This is a genomic window from uncultured Eudoraea sp. (assembly GCF_947258925.1).
Taxonomy (GTDB): Bacteria; Bacteroidota; Bacteroidia; order Flavobacteriales; family Flavobacteriaceae; genus Eudoraea.
In genome coordinates, this window is the sequence record NZ_CAMYKG010000015.1 from 13371 (window position 1) to 30812 (window position 17442).

Consider the following 17442-nt stretch of genomic DNA (forward strand, 5'->3'; position numbering starts at 1 on the left):
TATCTGTATTTGTAAAAATATTTCAAAAAATCTGATGACTTCGTAAAAATAGCATGAATTATTTGATAAGGGATTCAAAAGTCATACTTTTGAGATGTTATCATACTAATTTTGAAGAACACAATGGACATCAGCAAAAGGGCTTTATCCCACAATAGCAGGATCTATTTTACTGTTAATACCACCACTACCCCATTGGGGTAAGTTACTACATATACGTCCGATTTCGCATATATTCAACCACATATTCTTTGTCCATTTAATACTAAAAATTATATAATGAAAGTCTTAAAGTTTGGCGGTACTTCAGTAGCCAATGCACAGCATATAAGGCTGGTACAAAAGATCGTCGAAAATATAAATAGCAATAAGGTGGTAGTCGTAGTGTCAGCTTTGGGTGGTATTACTGATCTGCTTTTAAAAACAGTTGATTTGGCTTCGAATCAGGATGAGTCCTATAAAAATTGCCTTGACGAGATTGAAAACAGGCATATAAAAACCATCAAAGAACTCATTCCACTTCAATTGCAAAGTGCAATTTTAAGTAAGGTAAAAAGTGAATTAAATACACTCGAGACTTTGGCAGAAGGTGCATTTCTTATTGCTGAAAAGACCCCTCAGTTAGTAGATAAAATTGTTAGTTTCGGTGAGCTTTTATCCTCTTTTATAATTAGTGAATACTTTGTCTCAGAAGGTATGGATGCCTCGTTTAAAGATAGCCGCGAACTCATCATTACTGATGATACTTTTGGCAAAGCCAATGTGGAATTTGATAAAACGAATAGGAACTGTAATAGCTACTTTTCCCAAACTAAAAATAACATATCTGTTATTCCGGGATTTATAGCGTCTTCTGCCAAAGGCAATCCAACAACCCTGGGCAGGGGAGGTTCTGATTATTCGGCTGCTCTGGTTGCCGGCGCAGTTAAGGCAGAAGAGTTACAGATATGGACAGATGTGAGTGGAATGTATACAGCAAATCCAAAAATAGTTAAACAGGCCAAAGCAATCCCACAAATTTCTTACGAAGAGGCTATGGAACTATCCCATTTTGGAGCTAAGGTCTTATACCCGCCTACCATACAACCGGTTTTGTCTAAAAACATTCCTATTCGTATTAAAAATACATTTGCACCTGAAGAACCAGGTACCTTAATAGCGAAAAACCAGGATCACACTGGCAAATCTGTACAGGGTATTAGCAATGTTGATAACATTACCCTTCTTTCCCTGGAGGGTCCTGGAATGATAGGTATACCTGGAATTTCCAAACGTTTTTTTGAAGTCCTTTCCCAGGCCGATATCAGTGTTATCCTAATTACCCAGGCTTCATCTGAGCATTCAATTTGCATCGGGATTTCGGACGAAGATGCCGCTATTGCCGAATCTGCGGTAAATAGCGCTTTTGCTTATGAAATAGCGACAAATAAAGTTAAACCTGTAATGGTTGAGAGCGAGCTCACAATTATTGCCCTTGTTGGAGATAATATGAAGAGCCATCAGGGTTTAAGCGGCAAAATGTTTAGCGCCTTGGGTAAAAATAATGTAAATATCCGGGCCATTGCACAAGGGGCATCTGAAAGAAATATTTCGGCAGTAATACGAAGGGCTGATGTACGAAAAGCACTTAACACCTTGCATGAAGAGTTTTTCGAAGAAAACATCAGGCAGTTAAATTTGTTCATAATGGGTGCAGGTAATGTGGGATCCAGACTTATTAGGCAAATACAAACTCAAAAAAAATATCTCCAAACAAATCTTAAGCTTAATCTTCGGGTTATAGGGCTATCTAATTCCAGAACAATGCTTTTCCGTGAAGATGGGATTCCTTTGAAAAACTGGGAAGAACTCTTAAAAGATGGTGAGAAGGCCAATAGAACCAGGTTTTATGACCGCGTATTAAAGTACAATTACCGCAATAGTATTTTTGTGGATAACACGGCCAGCGAAATTATTGCAAATTCTTATTCTGATTATCTGAAGCAAAGCATTGCTGTAGTTACCTGCAACAAAATTGCGTGTTCTTCCGATTATTCAAATTATAGTCTCCTTAAAGAACTTTCAAGGGAATACAATTCACCATTTCTTTTTGAGACCAATGTAGGTGCCGGATTACCTATTATAGACACTTTAAAACATTTGATAGCGTCAGGAGATAAAATTAATAAAATACAGGCTGTACTGTCCGGCAGTCTTAATTTTGTATTTAATAACTTCAATGACAAGACCCACTTTGAAGATGTTGTTAAAAAAGCACAGGAAGAAGGTTATACCGAACCCGACCCAAAAATAGATCTCAGTGGAATTGATGTCATGCGAAAGATTCTAATTTTAGCTCGTGAAAGTGGTTATGAACTTGATATGGAGGAGATTCAGAACAATTCATTTTTACCCGGGGAAAGTCTGGAAACAACCAATAATGACGACTTTTACGCTTCCCTCGCCAAACACGAGAAGTCATTTCAAAAATTATATGAAAAGGCCGTATCTTCTGAGAGTAAACTGAAATATGTTGCGGGATTTGAACATGGCAAAGCAAAAGTTGGCCTGGAACTGATTCCCAAGGGCCATGATTTTTATAATTTGGAAGGAAGCGATAATATTGTTCTTTTTTATACGGAAAGATACCCTGACCAACCCCTGATGATAAAGGGCGCCGGAGCGGGAGCAGATGTAACGGCATCCGGGATTTTTGCTGATATCATAAGAATAGGTAATTATTAATTCAATGAAAAGAATTAGCGTATTTTGTCCGGCGACCATTGCCAATATCTCATGTGGATTTGATGTCCTTGGGCTGGCGCTTGAGGCCATAGGTGATGAAATGATCGTAACTAAGACCGAAGAACCTGGGATCAGGATATCCAAAATAACCGGTCAGGCCCTCCCTTTGGAAACTATGGATAATGTAGCAGGTGTAGCCGGACTAGCACTATTGAACCAATGCGACTATGAAGGAGGGTTCGAGATTGAGATTCACAAAAAGATAAAGCCTGGTAGTGGTATTGGAAGTAGCGCCGCAAGTGCTGCAGGAGCTGTATGGGCTATGAATGAACTTCTGGAACAACCATTTACACAGCTCGAATTGGTAAATTTTGCCATGCAGGGTGAGGCGTTAGCCAGCGGGGTAGCCCATGCAGATAATGTTGCGCCGGCCTTGTTTGGTGGATTTACCCTAGTACGCAGCTACGAACCACTTGATATTATTAAAATTAACACGCCACCGGAATTATATGCCACAGTTATACATCCGCAAATTGAAGTGAAAACATCAGATTCTAGAAAAATTCTAAAAAGATCAATCTCTTTAAAGGATGGTATTAAACAATGGGGAAATGTGGGTGGACTAATCGCCGGTCTCTTTCTTGAAGACTATGACCTGATCGGAAGGTCACTGGTGGATCACATAGTTGAACCTGTGCGGTCTATGTTGATCCCTGGTTTTAATGAGGTGAAATCAGAAACGATAAAAGCGGGCGCACTGGGTTCGGGCATATCGGGTTCCGGACCTTCAATTTTCGCCCTGAGCAAGGGTAAGGAAACAGCAGAAAGGACAGCCGATGCAATGAGCAAAATTTATAATAATATAGGTGTGGAATATGACGTATATGTCTCTAAAATAAATACTATCGGAATGCATAAAATATAATTTTGACCTATAGTCCCATAAAGCCGATAAATGAATTTTTTCAGTCTAAACAAAAAAGCAGAGGACGTATCTTTTAAAGATGCGGTTATCTCAGGAATAGCTCCAGACAGGGGATTGTATTTTCCAAGGGAAATAAAGCCTTTACCAACTTCTTTTTTTAAGAATATTGAAGATTTCTCTGATCATGATATTGCTTTTAAGGCAATAACACAATTTGTTAGTGAAAGCATACCTGAAGATAAACTGAAAGAGATTCTGACCAATGTGCTCGATTTTCCATTTCCTGTTATCGAATTGGAAAAAAACGTAGCAACTCTGGAGCTTTTTCACGGACCTACCCTTGCATTCAAAGATGTAGGTGCCAGATTTATGGCTCAATGCCTTGGTTACTTCTCAAAAGATCAACATAGTGAGGTAACTGTACTGGTTGCTACTTCAGGAGATACGGGAGGTGCTGTGGCTAATGGATTTTTAGGGGTAAAAGGGGTAAAAGTAGTTATTTTATATCCCAGTGGTAAAGTGAGTGATATCCAGGAACGTCAGTTAACCACGCTAGGTCAGAATGTAAGTGCGCTTGAGGTAGATGGAAACTTTGATGATTGCCAGGAAATGGTCAAAACCGCGTTTTTAGATTCAGACCTAAATTCAAAGGTTGCGCTAACATCTGCAAACTCAATAAATGTAGCCAGGTGGTTACCCCAAATGTTTTACTTTTTATTTACATACAAAAAATTGAAGAGTAAAGGTCTTCCTATCATCTTTTCTGTTCCAAGTGGCAATTTTGGAAATATTTGCGCAGGGATGGTTGCCCAGAAATTGGGTATGCCCGTCGCCCATTTTATAGCCGCGACAAATGTAAATGATACGGTACCTGCATATATGCAAACCCGGGAATATAAACCAAAAACTTCAATAGCTACCATTTCTAATGCAATGGATGTAGGAAACCCCAGTAATTTTGTCAGGATTAAAGAGTTATATGAAAATAATTTTGAAGAATTAAAAAAGAACCTTTCCTCTTATTCATTTAATGATGAAGAAACAAAACAAGCTATGATCAGCATTTATAATTCGTGCAACTATATAGCTGATCCTCACGGTGCGGTAGGCTATCTGGGATTAAAAGAATATCAGAAAAACGTTTCCAATGCCTATGGTGTATTTTTGGAAACCGCGCATCCTGTTAAGTTTTTAGATGTGGTTGAAGATACCCTTCATTTAGACTTGCCCATTCCTTCCAAGATTGCACAAATACTGGACAAAAATAAAGTTTCAACTAATATTAGAAACTACAAAGAACTCAAGAGTTATTTGCTGAACAATTAATAAATCCTGAATTTATATCATAAAACATTGTGAAGCCTGAGCTAGCTATCTATTAATTTTCTATAAATTTGCGCAGCTAGAATAGACGTCTTATGAAGAACACAGCTCTTACTAAAACTCACGAATCATTAGGAGCCAAAATGGTTCCTTTTGCAGGTTATTTGATGCCTGTATCCTACGAAGGTGTGAATATCGAACATGAAACTGTGCGAAATGCTGTAGGGGTATTCGATGTTTCTCATATGGGAGAATTTTTAGTTGAGGGACCTGACGCGCTTACATTAATTCAGAAAGTGACATCCAATGACGCTTCGAAGTTAACTATTGGAAAAGCACAATACAGCTACATCCCAAATGAATCCGGGGGGATTGTTGATGACCTCATTGTTTACAGAATAAAAGATGAACTATACCTTCTGGTTGTAAATGCCTCTAATATTCAAAAGGACTGGGATCATATTTCAAAATACAATAAGGCTATAGGTGCCAAAATCAGGAATATATCGGAAGATTACTCCTTATTGGCCATTCAGGGACCCAAAGCAATAGAAGCTATGCAGTCCCTGGCATCGACTGATCTTTCGGAAATTAAGTTCTATAATTTTGTGGTTAGTGATTTTGCCGGTATAGATCATGTTATTATTTCAGCAACCGGATACACCGGTTCGGGTGGGTTTGAAATTTATTGTAAGAACGAGGAAGTAAAACAAATTTGGGATAAGGTTCTTGAAGCCGGTGCGGAATTTGGTATTAAACCCATTGGACTTGCTGCAAGAGACACCCTTAGATTGGAGATGGGCTATTGTTTATATGGGAACGATATTGATGAAAATACTTCTCCGTTCGAAGCCGGGCTGGGTTGGATAACAAAATTCAGCAAAGATTTTGTAAACAGTGAGGCATTGGCCAAAGAAAAGGAGCATCCCCCAAAGCAAAAATTAATTGCCTTCGGGTTAGAAGAACGTGGCATACCAAGACAAGGATATGACATCGTAGATGGGAATGGTAAAAAAATAGGTGTTGTCACTTCAGGAACCATGTCGCCTTCATTGAATAAAGGAATTGGAATGGGGTACGTGCCGTCTGTATTCGCTGAACCTGGCAGCAAGATTCATATTCAAATACGAAAGAATTCTGTCCGGGCGACTGTAGTAAAACTGCCATTTTACAAAGTAAAATAGATACGAAGAGGAAATAAGGGTGAAAGAAGGAGGAAAAAAAATTCTTATATTAGGTGGAAGCGGTTTTATTGGCAATGCCATTTATAAGGAACTTTGCAATTATTTTGATACTTACGCCACGTATTATTCCGCCAGAAATAGTTTTGAGGACAATCAACAGTTTTTCAGATATGATATGCAGGAAGATGATATCTACCAGCTTTTGGAGAAAATTCGTCCGCAGGTCATAGTTTCTGCCTTAAGAGGTAATTTTAGCGCTCAAATTCAGGCTCATCAGCATATTGTTGAATACCTGGCCACTAATGATTGTAAACTATTTTTTCTATCCTCAGCCAATGTTTTTGACGCATACAGTAAATATCCATCCTATGAACACGATAAAACCTTGTCTGAAAGTGTCTACGGGAGGTTAAAAATAAAAATTGAAAACATGTTGCTAAGATTACCAAAATCCAAAATGGGCATCTTGCGAATACCCATGGTTTTTGGGAATTCTTCTCCCCGGGTTAAAGAAATGAAGAGATTTATCTGGAATAATGAACCTATAGAGGTCTTTCCAAATCTAATAATCAATGTAACCAATGATGATATCCTTACGCAGCAAATTCATTATCTCATTAACCGGGATCAAAGCGGAATTTTTCATCTTGGCAGTTATGACCTTGTTCACCATGAAGACTTTATTAAAGAAATATTGGACAGGATAGGAAGTTTCAATCCCATTTTTAAGAGAGTGTTTACAACGAATGAAGAGCGGTATTTGGCGGTCTTGCCAAAGCATAATAAACTTCCGAAAAATCTTCAAATTAGTTACCAGCAGATTATTGATCACCATGTTATTGGATGATCTATAAGAAATCTGCTATTTTTAAATTCACAATTCGATTTTTTCTAACTTTAAAAAAATGAAACTTATGGAAAAACTAAGTGAGGATGAAGTAACTAAAAGGCTGAAAAATCTCAATGGTTGGGAATATAAAGACGGCTCCATTGAACGTATTTATAAGTTTAAAAACTTCAAGGATGCTTTTTCAATTATGACACGGATTGCATTTGAATGCGAGCAACAAAACCACCATCCGGATTGGTCGAATGTTTATAGCTCTCTCAATATTCGATTGAATACGCATGACGCAGGCGGTATAACCGACAAGGATTTTAAACTTGCAGAAAGTATTGAAAAAATAGTGAATGGCTAATTATTTTTGACTGGTCCTGCCTGCTCTTGTTCCACCATTTAAAATTGTTAAATTTGCTTCCGGGAATTAGCTTATTTATTTATGGGAAGAGCATTTGAATTTAGGAAAGCGCGAAAAATGAAGCGATGGTCAGCCATGTCCAAAGCTTTTACGCGAATTGGCAAAGACATTGTTATGGCTGTTAAGGAAGGCGGACCCGATCCGGATACTAATTCCAGGTTAAGAGCTGTAATTCAGAATGCGAAGTCCGTAAATATGCCCAAAGACAATATTGAAAGGGCAATAAAAAGGGCGTCTGACAAGTCCCAGGGCGATTTTAAAGAAGTTTTATTCGAAGGTTACGCACCCCATGGAATCGCTATTTTAATTGAAACGGCAACCGACAACAATACGAGGACCGTGGCAAACATCCGTAGTTATTTCAATAAGTGCAATGGCAGCTTAGGCACTTCCGGGTCTGTTGAGTTTATGTTTGACCATACCTGCAATTTTCGCATCAATTCAGAAGGAATAGATCCTGAAGAAATTGAGCTAGATATGATCGATTTTGGTGCCGAAGAGGTCTTTGTTGATGACGATGGCATTTTGATTTATGCCCCTTTTGAGAGCTTTGGAGCCATCCAAAAGGAATTGGAATCCCGAAATATTGAAATTCTCTCTTCAGGATTTGAAAGAATCCCCCAAATCACTAAGGAACTCACATCTGAAGAAGTAGAAGATGTTGAAAAGCTCCTGGAAAAAATTGAAGAGGATGATGATGTACAAAACGTTTACCATACCATGAAGGAATAAATTTTATTCTCTGTCTTTTAATCACTTGAGCCAAGCCTTTATATTACTTCCGGATGCGTATTCGGCTTTTTCTAAACCGCTCTTTAAAATTAGCGAGGAACTCCTTTCCTTCCCATGCCCTATATTTTTTCCTGTATGATGCAGATCATTTCATTTCATTATCCCCCTTATTAGTTTTATAATCGGTTGAGGTTAAAATTGAACGTATTACCTCAGATTAACCTTCCCGGCATTTTATTTTTGATAACACTTTAAATCCATTATTATGAAAACACTAAGCAACATATTTTTTTTCGTCCCCTTATTTGCATTTGTATTATTTTCCTGTTCAGATGATGACCCGGAACCTTTGGTAAAAGTAGGAGGTCCATTTGAAATTAACGAATTAGCGGGGAATTGGGAAGCCACCTCCGCGACTTTTAGTGACGGTAATTTGTTTGTAAATATCATAGAAATTGGAGGATCTGCAACAATGACCGTCCAAAGCAGCGGAAATTTCACTTTAACCATTGATCCACCAGACAGACCAGCTTATACAACAAGCGGCGAAATGTTCTGGGAGGAATTTGAAGGACAATATTATTTCGCTATTGAATGGGCTAATTATCCCGGAGATTGGGATACCTATGGGGCAACACTTAATGCCACTACATTCACGCTCAATGGAGGCTTTGATTCCGGTGAGTATGATTTTGACAACGATGGTACTTTTGAAACTGCAAGCATTAGCTTTACCTTTATAAGGGTTTAGGTGTACTCCGGGATTTTCCCAACCACCCCTTTATAAAATTCCCTGTATGTTTTTAGGTCAGCTTCCATATCCTCTGTAGGATATCGAGGTTCTGAAACCTTGACTTGTTTTTTGCCAAAATCGAAAGCAACCATCACAATTGGAACTTTAGCCGTTTTAGCGATATAATAGAATCCGGTTTTCCATTGAGACACTTTTTTACGTGTACCCTCCGGTGCCAAAGCCAGACGAAATTTATCTCGTTCCTTAAAAATTTTGGCAATAGCCGCCACTTTATTCTGGTTTCCGCTTCGATCTATAGGTGCACCTCCCATCCATCTGAAATACCACCCAAAAGGCGGCTTAAACAGGCTCTCCTTTCCAATAAAATTTACTTCTTCATTGATTACCTTTCTGACCACTAAACCCAAAAAGAAATCCACCCAACTGGTATGTGGGGCAACAATTACTACGCATTTATCCACATCCGGAAAATCCCCTTTTAATTGCCACTTGAGAATTTTGAAAAAAATAAATTTAGAAAGTTTATGCATAAATGTTTGAACTCTAATATTTTAAACCACCAAGTTTATTGGTCTATTAAGGCCTAATAGACTTAATACGGCAATTCCCGACTATTTAAACTTCTTCAGGAGTTATATTTTCTCGTAAATGGATTTTAATTTTTCCGGAGTAATAACTTTGGCCCAGTCCTTTCCTAAGGCATTTTCCCAAAGGGGTACCATCCCCAATGAAACTTTGATCATTGTATTAAACTGGTCATCAGTTAAATTTGCACAGATTCCCTTAGGCAGTTGAATTCCATGCTTTTTCATCATCTTATTGAAAACAACTACTCCTTCGGGATAAAACTCTTCCAAATATTGAAAAACAAGACAATTACCTATACCATGTCTGGTTCCAAGTAAATATGAAAGTCCGTAACTCATTGCATGTGCAACACCAACCTGAGAATAGGCAATACTCATGCCACCGTGCCACGAAGCCATCATTAGCTTATCCCGGGCTTCTGCATCGGAGATATCACCTAAAAAGACTTCTTCACAAAGTTCCAGCGCTTTTTCACCGTAACTCTCACTAAATGCGTTCAGGTACGTTCCAGTCAGAGATTCCACACAATGAATATAGCAGTCCATCCCGGTATAGAACCATTGCTCTTTGGGTACGCCCTGAAGCAGTTCGGGATCAAGAATTACCTGATCAAAGGGTGTGTAGTCTGAATTAATCCCAAGCTTCTTCTCCGGACCAAGTAAAACTGTAGTTCTCGACACCTCTGCACCCGTACCGCTTATGGTGGGGATCCCCACATGATACACGGCAGGGTTGTGCACCAAATCCCAGCCTTGATAAAGTGCGGAAGAACCATCATTATTTAACATGATGGCAACGGCTTTAGCCAAATCAAGCAAAGTACCTCCTCCAATACCCACTATTGCCGAAGGCAATTCTTTATATTCTTCCTTTATGGTAGTAACCAAATTATCTACTTGCTCTGTTTTTGGCTCTTTATCTGCCGAAATGAGAATAATCTTATCCTTGCCATGCATAGGAATTCTTTCTATCAAGGCTGAATCTGTAAAGACATCATCTACCAGATAAATGGCGGGTGCTTCGTCGCTGTTTCTTCTCGGCATTAATATTTCTCCAAGCTGGTCAAAACTGCCATGTCCGAAAACTACACGGGGTACCATTGGAAAATTCCTATAAGGACCTTTTGTTTTCTTGCTGCTCTTTTCTAATTGTAATTCTTTCTTTTCTTCCATGGGTTTATTTCAGGTATTTTAATATATCCGATAAGGTATTTATTGTAAGGTGGTTATTAAACTGTTCCTCCAAATCCACCTGCTCATGTGCCCAGGTAGTATGAAATGGGACATGTACAGCCCTCGCCCCAATATTTAAAATAGGTAGTACGTCAGATTTAAGGGAATTCCCAATCATTAGAAATTCGTTTGTGTTGATTTCAAGATGGTCAAGCAAATGCTTGTAATTAGCTTCTTTTTTATCGCTCAACACCTCTACATGATGAAAATATTTTATAAGGCCCGATCGTTCTAATTTACGTTCCTGATCAAGAAGATCGCCTTTAGTGAGAACAATCAAACGATATTTATCTGCCAGTTTACCCAACACTTCCTCAACACCTTCAAGAAGTTCGACAGGTTTGGTTATCATTTCCTTTCCAAGTTTCAGAATTTCTGTAATTGTCTCCGAAGAAATCGTGTTATTAGACAATTCCATGGCAGATTCAATCATAGAAAGCATAAATCCTTTTATCCCATATCCGTATAATTCCAGGTTGTCCATTTCCATTTTGAATAGCTCCTGATCTATCTTATTCTTGGTTTCAAAATTTTCAAGAAGGGTAGCAAACTTTTCTTCCGCTTCCCTAAAATACGTTTCATTTACCCATAGGGTATCATCCGCATCGAACCCTAAAACTTTTATATTGCTAAAGTCTAATTCCATGCCTCTTTGGCTTTTTCAAGATCTTCAGGTGTATCTATTTCAATTCCACTAACATCACTTTTAACCATTTTAATTTTCTTTCCATACTCCAAATAGCGTATAGCCTCAATTTTTTCCGCAGCTTCAAGTGTCAACATAGGTAAGCGCCTAAAGTCCATAAGCGCCCTTTTTCTGAACGCGTAAACCCCTTTATGTTTAAAATAGCTTATTTCCATATCTGTGGTCCTCAGATAAGGGATCGCAGACCTGGAAAAATATAGTGCAAAATTCCTGTTATCTACAATTACCTTCACAATATTTGGGTTATTTATTTCCTCTGAATCGGTAATTTTCGTCATCAGCGAAGCCAAATCTATTTCTTCCTTCGGATCATTTTCAAACTCTTTCAGGAGGTCGGCAAGACTTTCTTTGTCAGTAAAGGGTTCATCACCCTGAATATTCACAACAATATCTACTTCCATATCACTAACTGCCTCCGCGATCCTATCGCTTCCGCATTCATGATCTTCAATACTCATAATAGCCTTCCCACCTTCTTTTATGATAGTATCAAAAATGATATTGCTGTCTGTTACAACGTATACTTCATCAAATAATCCGGTCTTTATGGCTACCTCATACGTCCTGACAATTACAGGTTTACCGCTTAAATCCTGCATTAATTTCCCGGGAAATCGGGAAGCAGCATATCTGGCGGGTATCATGGCTATAATTTTAGTCATAAAATTTCAATCTGTTAATTTTTAATTCTCGGTCTAATTTTTCGATATATGGAAAAGATAAATATCAGGATAAATATTACCAAAACAACTGCAAGTATAGGTACAAAAATAGAAGCGATGGTAATGACCAGAGATGTTCCGGTTTCCACTGCTGAAATCACCGGGTTTGCGACACCGGCCGTAGTTGTTGAAGAAACGACTCTTCCGGCAGCGGAAGCGCCTTTAATTGCAGTAGCTGTTCCTCCACCGGCTATAATAGCCAGGGACCAGGTTACAACAGGATCCAAATTGGCAACTGTTGAAACCATTACCGCTGTACCCGCAATAGCGGCAAGAGGTATAGCCATACTATCCAGTAAATTATCAACCCAGGGTATAAAATAGGCTAACAATTCAATAACCGTGGCAACACCGAGTACAATTATCGCTGCCATACTGCCAATCCATTCCCAGTTTTGATTTAAATCCCAAACACCAAAATAGGAGGCAAGACTTAGCGCAAAAAGGGGTAAAAATACCCGAAACCCTACTGATGCGGCAAGTCCAATTCCCAGAAATATACTTATTATGGTTTCTGATGTCATGATAACATAAAGTTGCACTAATTTAGGTTATTCCTAACCAACAAAAAAATCACTCTTAAACCCTATCAGGTATAATTTTTCTTTAGCTCTGGTGACGGCAGTATATAGCCATCGCAAATATTCCCGATCTACCCCTTTAGGTAGATAGGGTTGTTCAACAAATACCGTATTCCATTGACCTCCTTGCGATTTATGGCAGGTTATTGCATATGAAAATTTCACCTGTAAGGCATTGAAGTATTTATTGTTTTTAACTCCTAAAAATCGTTTGTATTTTGATTTTTCATGGGCATAGTCTTTTTGCACTTCCTGATATAACCTATTGCCTTCTTCATATGATAATGACGGTGTATCTGCCCTTATAGTATCTAATAATAATACTGTTTCAAATGGTCTTTGGTTGGGATAATCAACCATTTTAACCTTAACCTCCGCAAATTTAAATCCATATAGTTCCTTAAGACCAAAAATTTCCAATATTTCAATAATATCACCATTTGCAATAAATCCGGCTTCTGAATTAGGTTTTAACCAAAAGTAATTGTTCTTTACCACCATCATATAATCACCTGTAGCCAATTCATTTTCGAGGTATAAAATCCTGGTTCTTATGTTCTCATTGTACAAATTCGCCCTTTTGTTTGAACGTACAATTAAGACAGTCTCTTCTTTACCATTTTCCCGGTATGAATTGTCAATTGCCTCCTGAATTTCATAACCGTCAATTAATCTTATAATATCATTAAAAGGCCGGACATCAAATTTAAATTCATCGAAGTAACCAGTTTGCAACTGTTCCCTTAAATTGGTAGCGTTGAATAATATTCCCGAGTCTTCTGCCTGTCTGACAACTTCATCTAATTCCAGAGTTGTAACTTCCTTATTATAGTTAAAAGCCAGTTTTTCACTATCCAGGGCGGGACTTAATTGTAGATGAACCGGAGGTAGCTGAGCGGTATCGCCTATTAAAATCAATTTGCAATTATGTCCGGAATACACATACATTAACAGGTCGTCCAATAAGGAGCCATTACCAAATAATTTGGAATCTGAAATCGTATCCGGAATCATGGAGGCTTCATCAACTATAAAAATTGTATCCCGGTATTTATTTGGCGCCAGCACAAATTTAATACCTCCACCGCTTTCCTTTTTAGGAAAGTAAATCTTCCTGTGAATGGTAAAAGCCTGACTTTTTGAATAATTACCCATCACCTTGGCAGCCCTACCTGTAGGCGCTAGCAGAACCGCCTTCATTGTTGTCTTCCATAAATTTGAAACGATATCCCCAACTATCGTCGTTTTACCCGTACCTGCAAAACCTTTCAATAAAAATACCTCGTGTTTTTTATCGGATAATACAAAATGCGCCAGCTTTTGCAGAGCCACTTCCTGTTTTGGCGTGGGTGCATGAGGAAAGTTATCCTTAAGCAGTTTGTAAAATGAAGGCGCTGTAAGCAATTTCATAAGCCTTCAAATATAAAGAGGATTTTTACGCTAAAACCTTTTACGAATAAAAAAAAATTGTAGATTTGTGAAGACCACTTAAAGATAATTAATACCAGTAAATAATGAGAACCATACTTCAGATAGTACTTTGGATAATTTGCATAGGACTTGGATACCTAATTTATAGATCCGTAACAGGACCTATTGAGTTCAAAAAAGTAAAAGAAGAACGATTTTCTAAAGTTATTTCTAATTTAAAGGATATCAGGAATTCCCAGGAAGCTTTCCGGACAGTTAACGGAAAATTTGCAAATGACTTTAAAAGTCTTATCGCTTTTGTAGATACAGGCAAATATACGATTACCCAGCAGAGAGATTCTTCATACATGGAGTTCGATAAGGTTTATGGAATTGACCTATTGCGTGAAGTAACTATTATTGACACTTTAGGATTTGTATCCGTAAGGGATTCTTTGTTTAAAGGAGATGATCGCTACAAAAGCATGATGAACGTTCCTTACGCTCAAGGTGGAGAAACATTTGAAATGAAATCTGATATTGTTGATAAGGGTGGCTATAAGGCTCCGGTTTTTGAAGCGAAGGTTAAAAAAGATGTAATCTTATATGACCAACCAAAAGATCTATTGACCAGGGAAAACGCACAAATAAGTGTTGAAGAAGTAAACGGACCAGAAATTAGAGTTGGCTCGCTTACAGATGTGAGTACCAATGGTAACTGGCCCCCTATTTATGACAAAAAAGGAGATCAATAACGATATAGAGCATTATCACAAATTGTCCATTCAGGTTAGCTTGAATGGACTTTCTTTTTGTATCGTGGATTCCATAGCCCGAAAGGTAGCACTATTCAAACAACGCCACTTTGGAAAAGAACTCAGCCCTTACGAGATACAAAAAGAGTTAAAACAGCTGGTCCGGGAATCACAGGTAGAAGATTATTCCTTCTCCGAAGTCGTTGTTGTTCATAGAAATAACCTTTTTAGCCTTGTCCCAAAACCTTTATTTGATAAGGCAGAACTTGCCAACTATTTAAAGTTTAATGTTAAAATACTGGCCAATGACCTTGTTGAATATGACGAGATAGAAAGCTATGATCTGGTTAATGTTTATATCCCTTTTGTGAATATAAACAATTATATCTTTGACTTATTCGGGGAATTTGAATTCATGCATCATGGAACGGTGATGGTGCAATCACTGCTGAATTCTTACAGCAATGGCAAGGAACCCATTTGTTATGTACATGTGGCCGACAAACAAATGGATATTATTGTACTTAAGCAAAAGCAATTATTGTTCTTTAATAATTTCCATTTTAGCACGAAAGAAGATTTTATCTATTATCTGCTTTTTACCCTGGAACAATTAAAATTGAATACTGAGACCATTAAATTAAGACTTTTTGGCGCAGTTGATATGGGTGATGAATTGTATAATATTTGCTATGAATTTGTGCAGCATATTTCATTATTTATTCCTCCTAGCGACATCTATTCCACCGAAGATATAGAGAAAGAAACGGTTGATTTTACCGTACTAAACGCACTCTAATGCGCATTATTTCAGGGAAACATAAAGGTAGACGCATTAGTGCCCCCAAGGGGTTGCCGGTAAGGCCCACAACAGATATGGCAAAGGAAGCCTTATTTAATATTCTAAATAACACTTACTATTTTGAGGATTTAGTTGTTTTGGATCTATTCGCGGGAACCGGGAATATTAGTTTTGAATTTGCCTCAAGAGGGTCCCAGGACATTACAGCTGTCGACAAGGATTTTAGATGTATAAAGTTTATTGCTAAAATGGCTAATGAACTTGACTTCAATATTTCTGTAATAAAAAGTGACGTCTTTAAATTTCTTGAAAAAATTAATATCAATTTTGATATCATCTTTGTTGATCCACCTTATAGCTTTTCCTCTGATGACTGCTCCGGAATTGCCGGGATCATTTTTGAAAGGCGCTTATTAAATGAAAATGGTTTACTGATTATTGAGCATTCAAAGCATACCGACTTGACGGGGCTAAAGAACTTTAGCCATATGAAGAAATATGGAGGGAGTGTTTTTAGTTTTTTTGAACTATCTAAGACCAAAAAATAAAAAATCCCCTCGCTCTAATGCTAAAATAAACATTGAAGCGTAAGGGAATTTTTTAAAAAGCAGGTCATAAGCCGGATTCTGTAAGGCCTCAAGGAGACCTCCTTATCATTTATCTGGACTTAAGGTTACCCAAAAGTTCTAACCGCCTACCCTTCAGCTTGGACGTGCAGCCCTTAAACGCTGATATACATGACGTTTCACCGCATAGAGTTTACCTGATTTCACTACAGCATTACCTGTACTTGCTTTCTGTTGCACTTGTCCTTCTTCGGCCTGAAGCCAAAGAGACGGGCGTTACCCGCTATGCTGCACTATGGTGTCCGGACTTTCCTCACTAACCAAAAAGTTAGCGCGATAAGGGACCTGTTTAAAACAAAGATACGACATCTCCGGGGCACCAAAAAAAAAACAGCTGCTTTTTCTAACCCTAATATATTGGCTTGAAAGTCTTTAGAGTGGTAAGCATTCTCAGTCTAAATTTCTATCCTCTTTTGTTATGCGATTAGTAGTATTTATATCATACGATTGTTGATAAAAACTGGGCATCTATGTCTAAATTAAATGCTTTAATAAACCGCTATTTTTATATTTGTATATTGCACTGAAGCAGCCTTAGGAAAGGCGATTAAACCTGAATTATTTGGAACCTTTTATTGTATCAGCAAGAAAATACAGGCCCAAGACCTTCAAAGATGTTGTGGGTCAGGAAGCTATTACGAATACGCTGCTGAACGCTATAGAAAACAACCATCTCGCTCAGGCACTATTATTCTGTGGGCCCAGGGGAGTAGGTAAGACTACTTGTGCAAGGATATTAGCCAAACAAATTAACCAGGACGGCACGGAACAGGAGGATGAGGATTTTGCATTCAATATCTTTGAACTGGATGCAGCCTCCAATAATTCTGTTGATGATATAAGGAGCTTAATAGACCAGGTACGCATACCTCCCCAGGTTGGGAAATATAAGGTATATATCATTGATGAGGTGCATATGCTATCTCAGTCTGCGTTCAATGCTTTTTTAAAGACCCTTGAAGAACCCCCTAAACATGCCATATTCATTTTGGCAACCACCGAAAAACACAAAATAATACCAACTATTTTATCGAGGTGTCAGATATTTGATTTCAAGCGCATTACTATCAAAGATGCAGCCCAATACCTGAAATATATTGCTGAGCAACAAAGCCATCT

The 17442-nt window shown here is 38.1% G+C and carries 18 protein-coding genes and 1 other RNA gene; 12 read left to right on the plus strand and 7 right to left on the minus strand.

Annotated features, from left to right (window positions below; translation table 11 throughout):
- Positions 1–279 precede the first annotated feature (279 nt).
- From thrA to Q0X77_RS06930, 8 genes are all read left to right on the plus strand, one after another.
- Positions 280–2724 (plus strand): bifunctional aspartate kinase/homoserine dehydrogenase I, encoded by a 2445-nt coding sequence (thrA, locus tag Q0X77_RS06895; protein WP_297795044.1) that lies wholly within the window; start codon positions 280–282, stop codon positions 2722–2724.
- A 4-nt stretch (positions 2725–2728) separates the two neighbouring features.
- Positions 2729–3649 carry a homoserine kinase gene (locus Q0X77_RS06900; RefSeq protein WP_297795046.1) on the plus strand — a complete coding sequence of 307 codons (921 nt, stop codon included), beginning with the start codon at positions 2729–2731 and terminating at the stop codon, positions 3647–3649.
- 30 nt (positions 3650–3679) lie between these two features.
- Positions 3680–4975, plus strand: a complete 1296-nt coding sequence (thrC, locus tag Q0X77_RS06905; RefSeq protein ID WP_297795049.1) for a threonine synthase — start codon at positions 3680–3682, stop codon at positions 4973–4975.
- A gap of 92 nt (positions 4976–5067) precedes the next feature.
- Complete coding sequence (gcvT, locus tag Q0X77_RS06910) at positions 5068–6156, plus strand: glycine cleavage system aminomethyltransferase GcvT (RefSeq protein WP_297795052.1); 1089 nt, start codon at positions 5068–5070, stop codon at positions 6154–6156.
- 19 nt (positions 6157–6175) lie between these two features.
- Positions 6176–7003: a sugar nucleotide-binding protein gene (locus Q0X77_RS06915; RefSeq protein WP_297795055.1), complete on the plus strand. Its 828-nt coding sequence runs from the start codon at positions 6176–6178 to the stop codon at positions 7001–7003.
- 67 nt (positions 7004–7070) lie between these two features.
- Positions 7071–7355: a 4a-hydroxytetrahydrobiopterin dehydratase gene (locus tag Q0X77_RS06920; protein ID WP_297795058.1), complete on the plus strand. Its 285-nt coding sequence runs from the start codon at positions 7071–7073 to the stop codon at positions 7353–7355.
- An 81-nt stretch (positions 7356–7436) separates the two neighbouring features.
- Complete coding sequence (locus Q0X77_RS06925; RefSeq protein WP_297795061.1) at positions 7437–8147, plus strand: YebC/PmpR family DNA-binding transcriptional regulator; 711 nt, start codon at positions 7437–7439, stop codon at positions 8145–8147.
- Between the two features lie 265 nt (positions 8148–8412).
- A complete protein-coding gene (locus tag Q0X77_RS06930) occupies positions 8413–8898 on the plus strand; it encodes a hypothetical protein (protein WP_297795064.1) in 486 nt (161 codons plus the stop codon).
- On the opposite strand, the gene Q0X77_RS06935 is transcribed toward Q0X77_RS06930, so the two are convergent.
- From Q0X77_RS06935 to Q0X77_RS06960, 6 genes are all read right to left on the minus strand, one after another.
- Positions 8895–9431, minus strand: a complete 537-nt coding sequence (locus tag Q0X77_RS06935; protein WP_297795066.1) for a 1-acyl-sn-glycerol-3-phosphate acyltransferase — start codon at positions 9429–9431, stop codon at positions 8895–8897. The genes Q0X77_RS06930 and Q0X77_RS06935 overlap by 4 nt on opposite strands.
- 102 nt (positions 9432–9533) lie before the next feature.
- Positions 9534–10661, minus strand: coding sequence for an iron-containing alcohol dehydrogenase family protein (locus Q0X77_RS06940; protein WP_297795069.1), 1128 nt, complete (start codon positions 10659–10661; stop codon positions 9534–9536).
- Between the two features lie 4 nt (positions 10662–10665).
- Entirely contained in the window at positions 10666–11367 is a 702-nt protein-coding gene (locus tag Q0X77_RS06945) for an HAD family hydrolase (RefSeq protein ID WP_297795072.1), read from the minus strand.
- Complete coding sequence (kdsB, locus tag Q0X77_RS06950; RefSeq protein ID WP_297795228.1) at positions 11358–12071, minus strand: 3-deoxy-manno-octulosonate cytidylyltransferase; 714 nt, start codon at positions 12069–12071, stop codon at positions 11358–11360. Before kdsB ends, Q0X77_RS06945 begins: the two co-directional genes overlap by 10 nt.
- A 32-nt stretch (positions 12072–12103) precedes the next feature.
- Complete coding sequence (locus Q0X77_RS06955; RefSeq protein ID WP_297795075.1) at positions 12104–12673, minus strand: DUF4126 domain-containing protein; 570 nt, start codon at positions 12671–12673, stop codon at positions 12104–12106.
- Between the two features lie 33 nt (positions 12674–12706).
- The gene (locus tag Q0X77_RS06960; RefSeq protein ID WP_297795077.1) at positions 12707–14140 is read right to left on the minus strand and encodes an ATP-binding domain-containing protein; all 1434 of its coding nucleotides are present in this window, start codon (positions 14138–14140) and stop codon (positions 12707–12709) included.
- A 104-nt stretch (positions 14141–14244) separates the two neighbouring features.
- Between Q0X77_RS06960 and Q0X77_RS06965 the strand changes: the two genes are divergently transcribed.
- From Q0X77_RS06965 to rsmD, 3 genes are read left to right on the plus strand one after another with little or no spacing between them, the layout of a single operon-like run.
- Positions 14245–14895 carry a hypothetical protein gene (locus Q0X77_RS06965; RefSeq protein ID WP_297795080.1) on the plus strand — a complete coding sequence of 217 codons (651 nt, stop codon included), beginning with the start codon at positions 14245–14247 and terminating at the stop codon, positions 14893–14895.
- Entirely contained in the window at positions 14873–15694 is an 822-nt protein-coding gene (locus Q0X77_RS06970; protein ID WP_297795083.1) for a DUF3822 family protein, read from the plus strand. Before Q0X77_RS06965 ends, Q0X77_RS06970 begins: the two co-directional genes overlap by 23 nt.
- Entirely contained in the window at positions 15694–16245 is a 552-nt protein-coding gene (rsmD, locus tag Q0X77_RS06975; RefSeq protein WP_297795086.1) for a 16S rRNA (guanine(966)-N(2))-methyltransferase RsmD, read from the plus strand. Before Q0X77_RS06970 ends, rsmD begins: the two co-directional genes overlap by 1 nt.
- Positions 16246–16297: 52 nt before the next feature.
- Here the strand turns inward: rsmD and rnpB are convergent.
- Positions 16298–16615, minus strand: an RNA gene (gene rnpB / locus Q0X77_RS06980) — RNase P RNA component class A.
- Between the two features lie 270 nt (positions 16616–16885).
- Between rnpB and dnaX the strand changes: the two genes are divergently transcribed.
- Positions 16886–17442: DNA polymerase III subunit gamma/tau (gene dnaX, locus Q0X77_RS06985; RefSeq protein ID WP_297795089.1), on the plus strand; the 557-nt coding region annotated here is incomplete at its 3' end.

Bases quoted from the DNA above. Each gene is read 5' to 3' on its own strand.
- thrA (WP_297795044.1), top strand. From the start codon at position 280: ATGAAAGTCTTAAAGTTTGGCGGTACTTCAGTAGCCAATGCACAGCAT.
- Q0X77_RS06900 (WP_297795046.1), top strand. From the start codon at position 2,729: ATGAAAAGAATTAGCGTATTTTGTCCGGCGACCATTGCCAATATCTCA.
- thrC (WP_297795049.1), top strand. From the start codon at position 3,680: ATGAATTTTTTCAGTCTAAACAAAAAAGCAGAGGACGTATCTTTTAAA.
- gcvT (WP_297795052.1), top strand. From the start codon at position 5,068: ATGAAGAACACAGCTCTTACTAAAACTCACGAATCATTAGGAGCCAAA.
- Q0X77_RS06920 (WP_297795058.1), top strand. From the start codon at position 7,071: ATGGAAAAACTAAGTGAGGATGAAGTAACTAAAAGGCTGAAAAATCTC.
- Q0X77_RS06925 (WP_297795061.1), top strand. From the start codon at position 7,437: ATGGGAAGAGCATTTGAATTTAGGAAAGCGCGAAAAATGAAGCGATGG.
- Q0X77_RS06930 (WP_297795064.1), top strand. From the start codon at position 8,413: ATGAAAACACTAAGCAACATATTTTTTTTCGTCCCCTTATTTGCATTT.
- Q0X77_RS06935 (WP_297795066.1), bottom strand. From the start codon at position 9,431: ATGCATAAACTTTCTAAATTTATTTTTTTCAAAATTCTCAAGTGGCAA.
- Q0X77_RS06940 (WP_297795069.1), bottom strand. From the start codon at position 10,661: ATGGAAGAAAAGAAAGAATTACAATTAGAAAAGAGCAGCAAGAAAACA.
- Q0X77_RS06945 (WP_297795072.1), bottom strand. From the start codon at position 11,367: ATGGAATTAGACTTTAGCAATATAAAAGTTTTAGGGTTCGATGCGGAT.
- kdsB (WP_297795228.1), bottom strand. From the start codon at position 12,071: ATGATACCCGCCAGATATGCTGCTTCCCGATTTCCCGGGAAATTAATG.
- Q0X77_RS06955 (WP_297795075.1), bottom strand. From the start codon at position 12,673: ATGACATCAGAAACCATAATAAGTATATTTCTGGGAATTGGACTTGCC.
- Q0X77_RS06960 (WP_297795077.1), bottom strand. From the start codon at position 14,140: ATGAAATTGCTTACAGCGCCTTCATTTTACAAACTGCTTAAGGATAAC.
- Q0X77_RS06965 (WP_297795080.1), top strand. From the start codon at position 14,245: ATGAGAACCATACTTCAGATAGTACTTTGGATAATTTGCATAGGACTT.
- Q0X77_RS06970 (WP_297795083.1), top strand. From the start codon at position 14,873: ATGACAAAAAAGGAGATCAATAACGATATAGAGCATTATCACAAATTG.
- rsmD (WP_297795086.1), top strand. From the start codon at position 15,694: ATGCGCATTATTTCAGGGAAACATAAAGGTAGACGCATTAGTGCCCCC.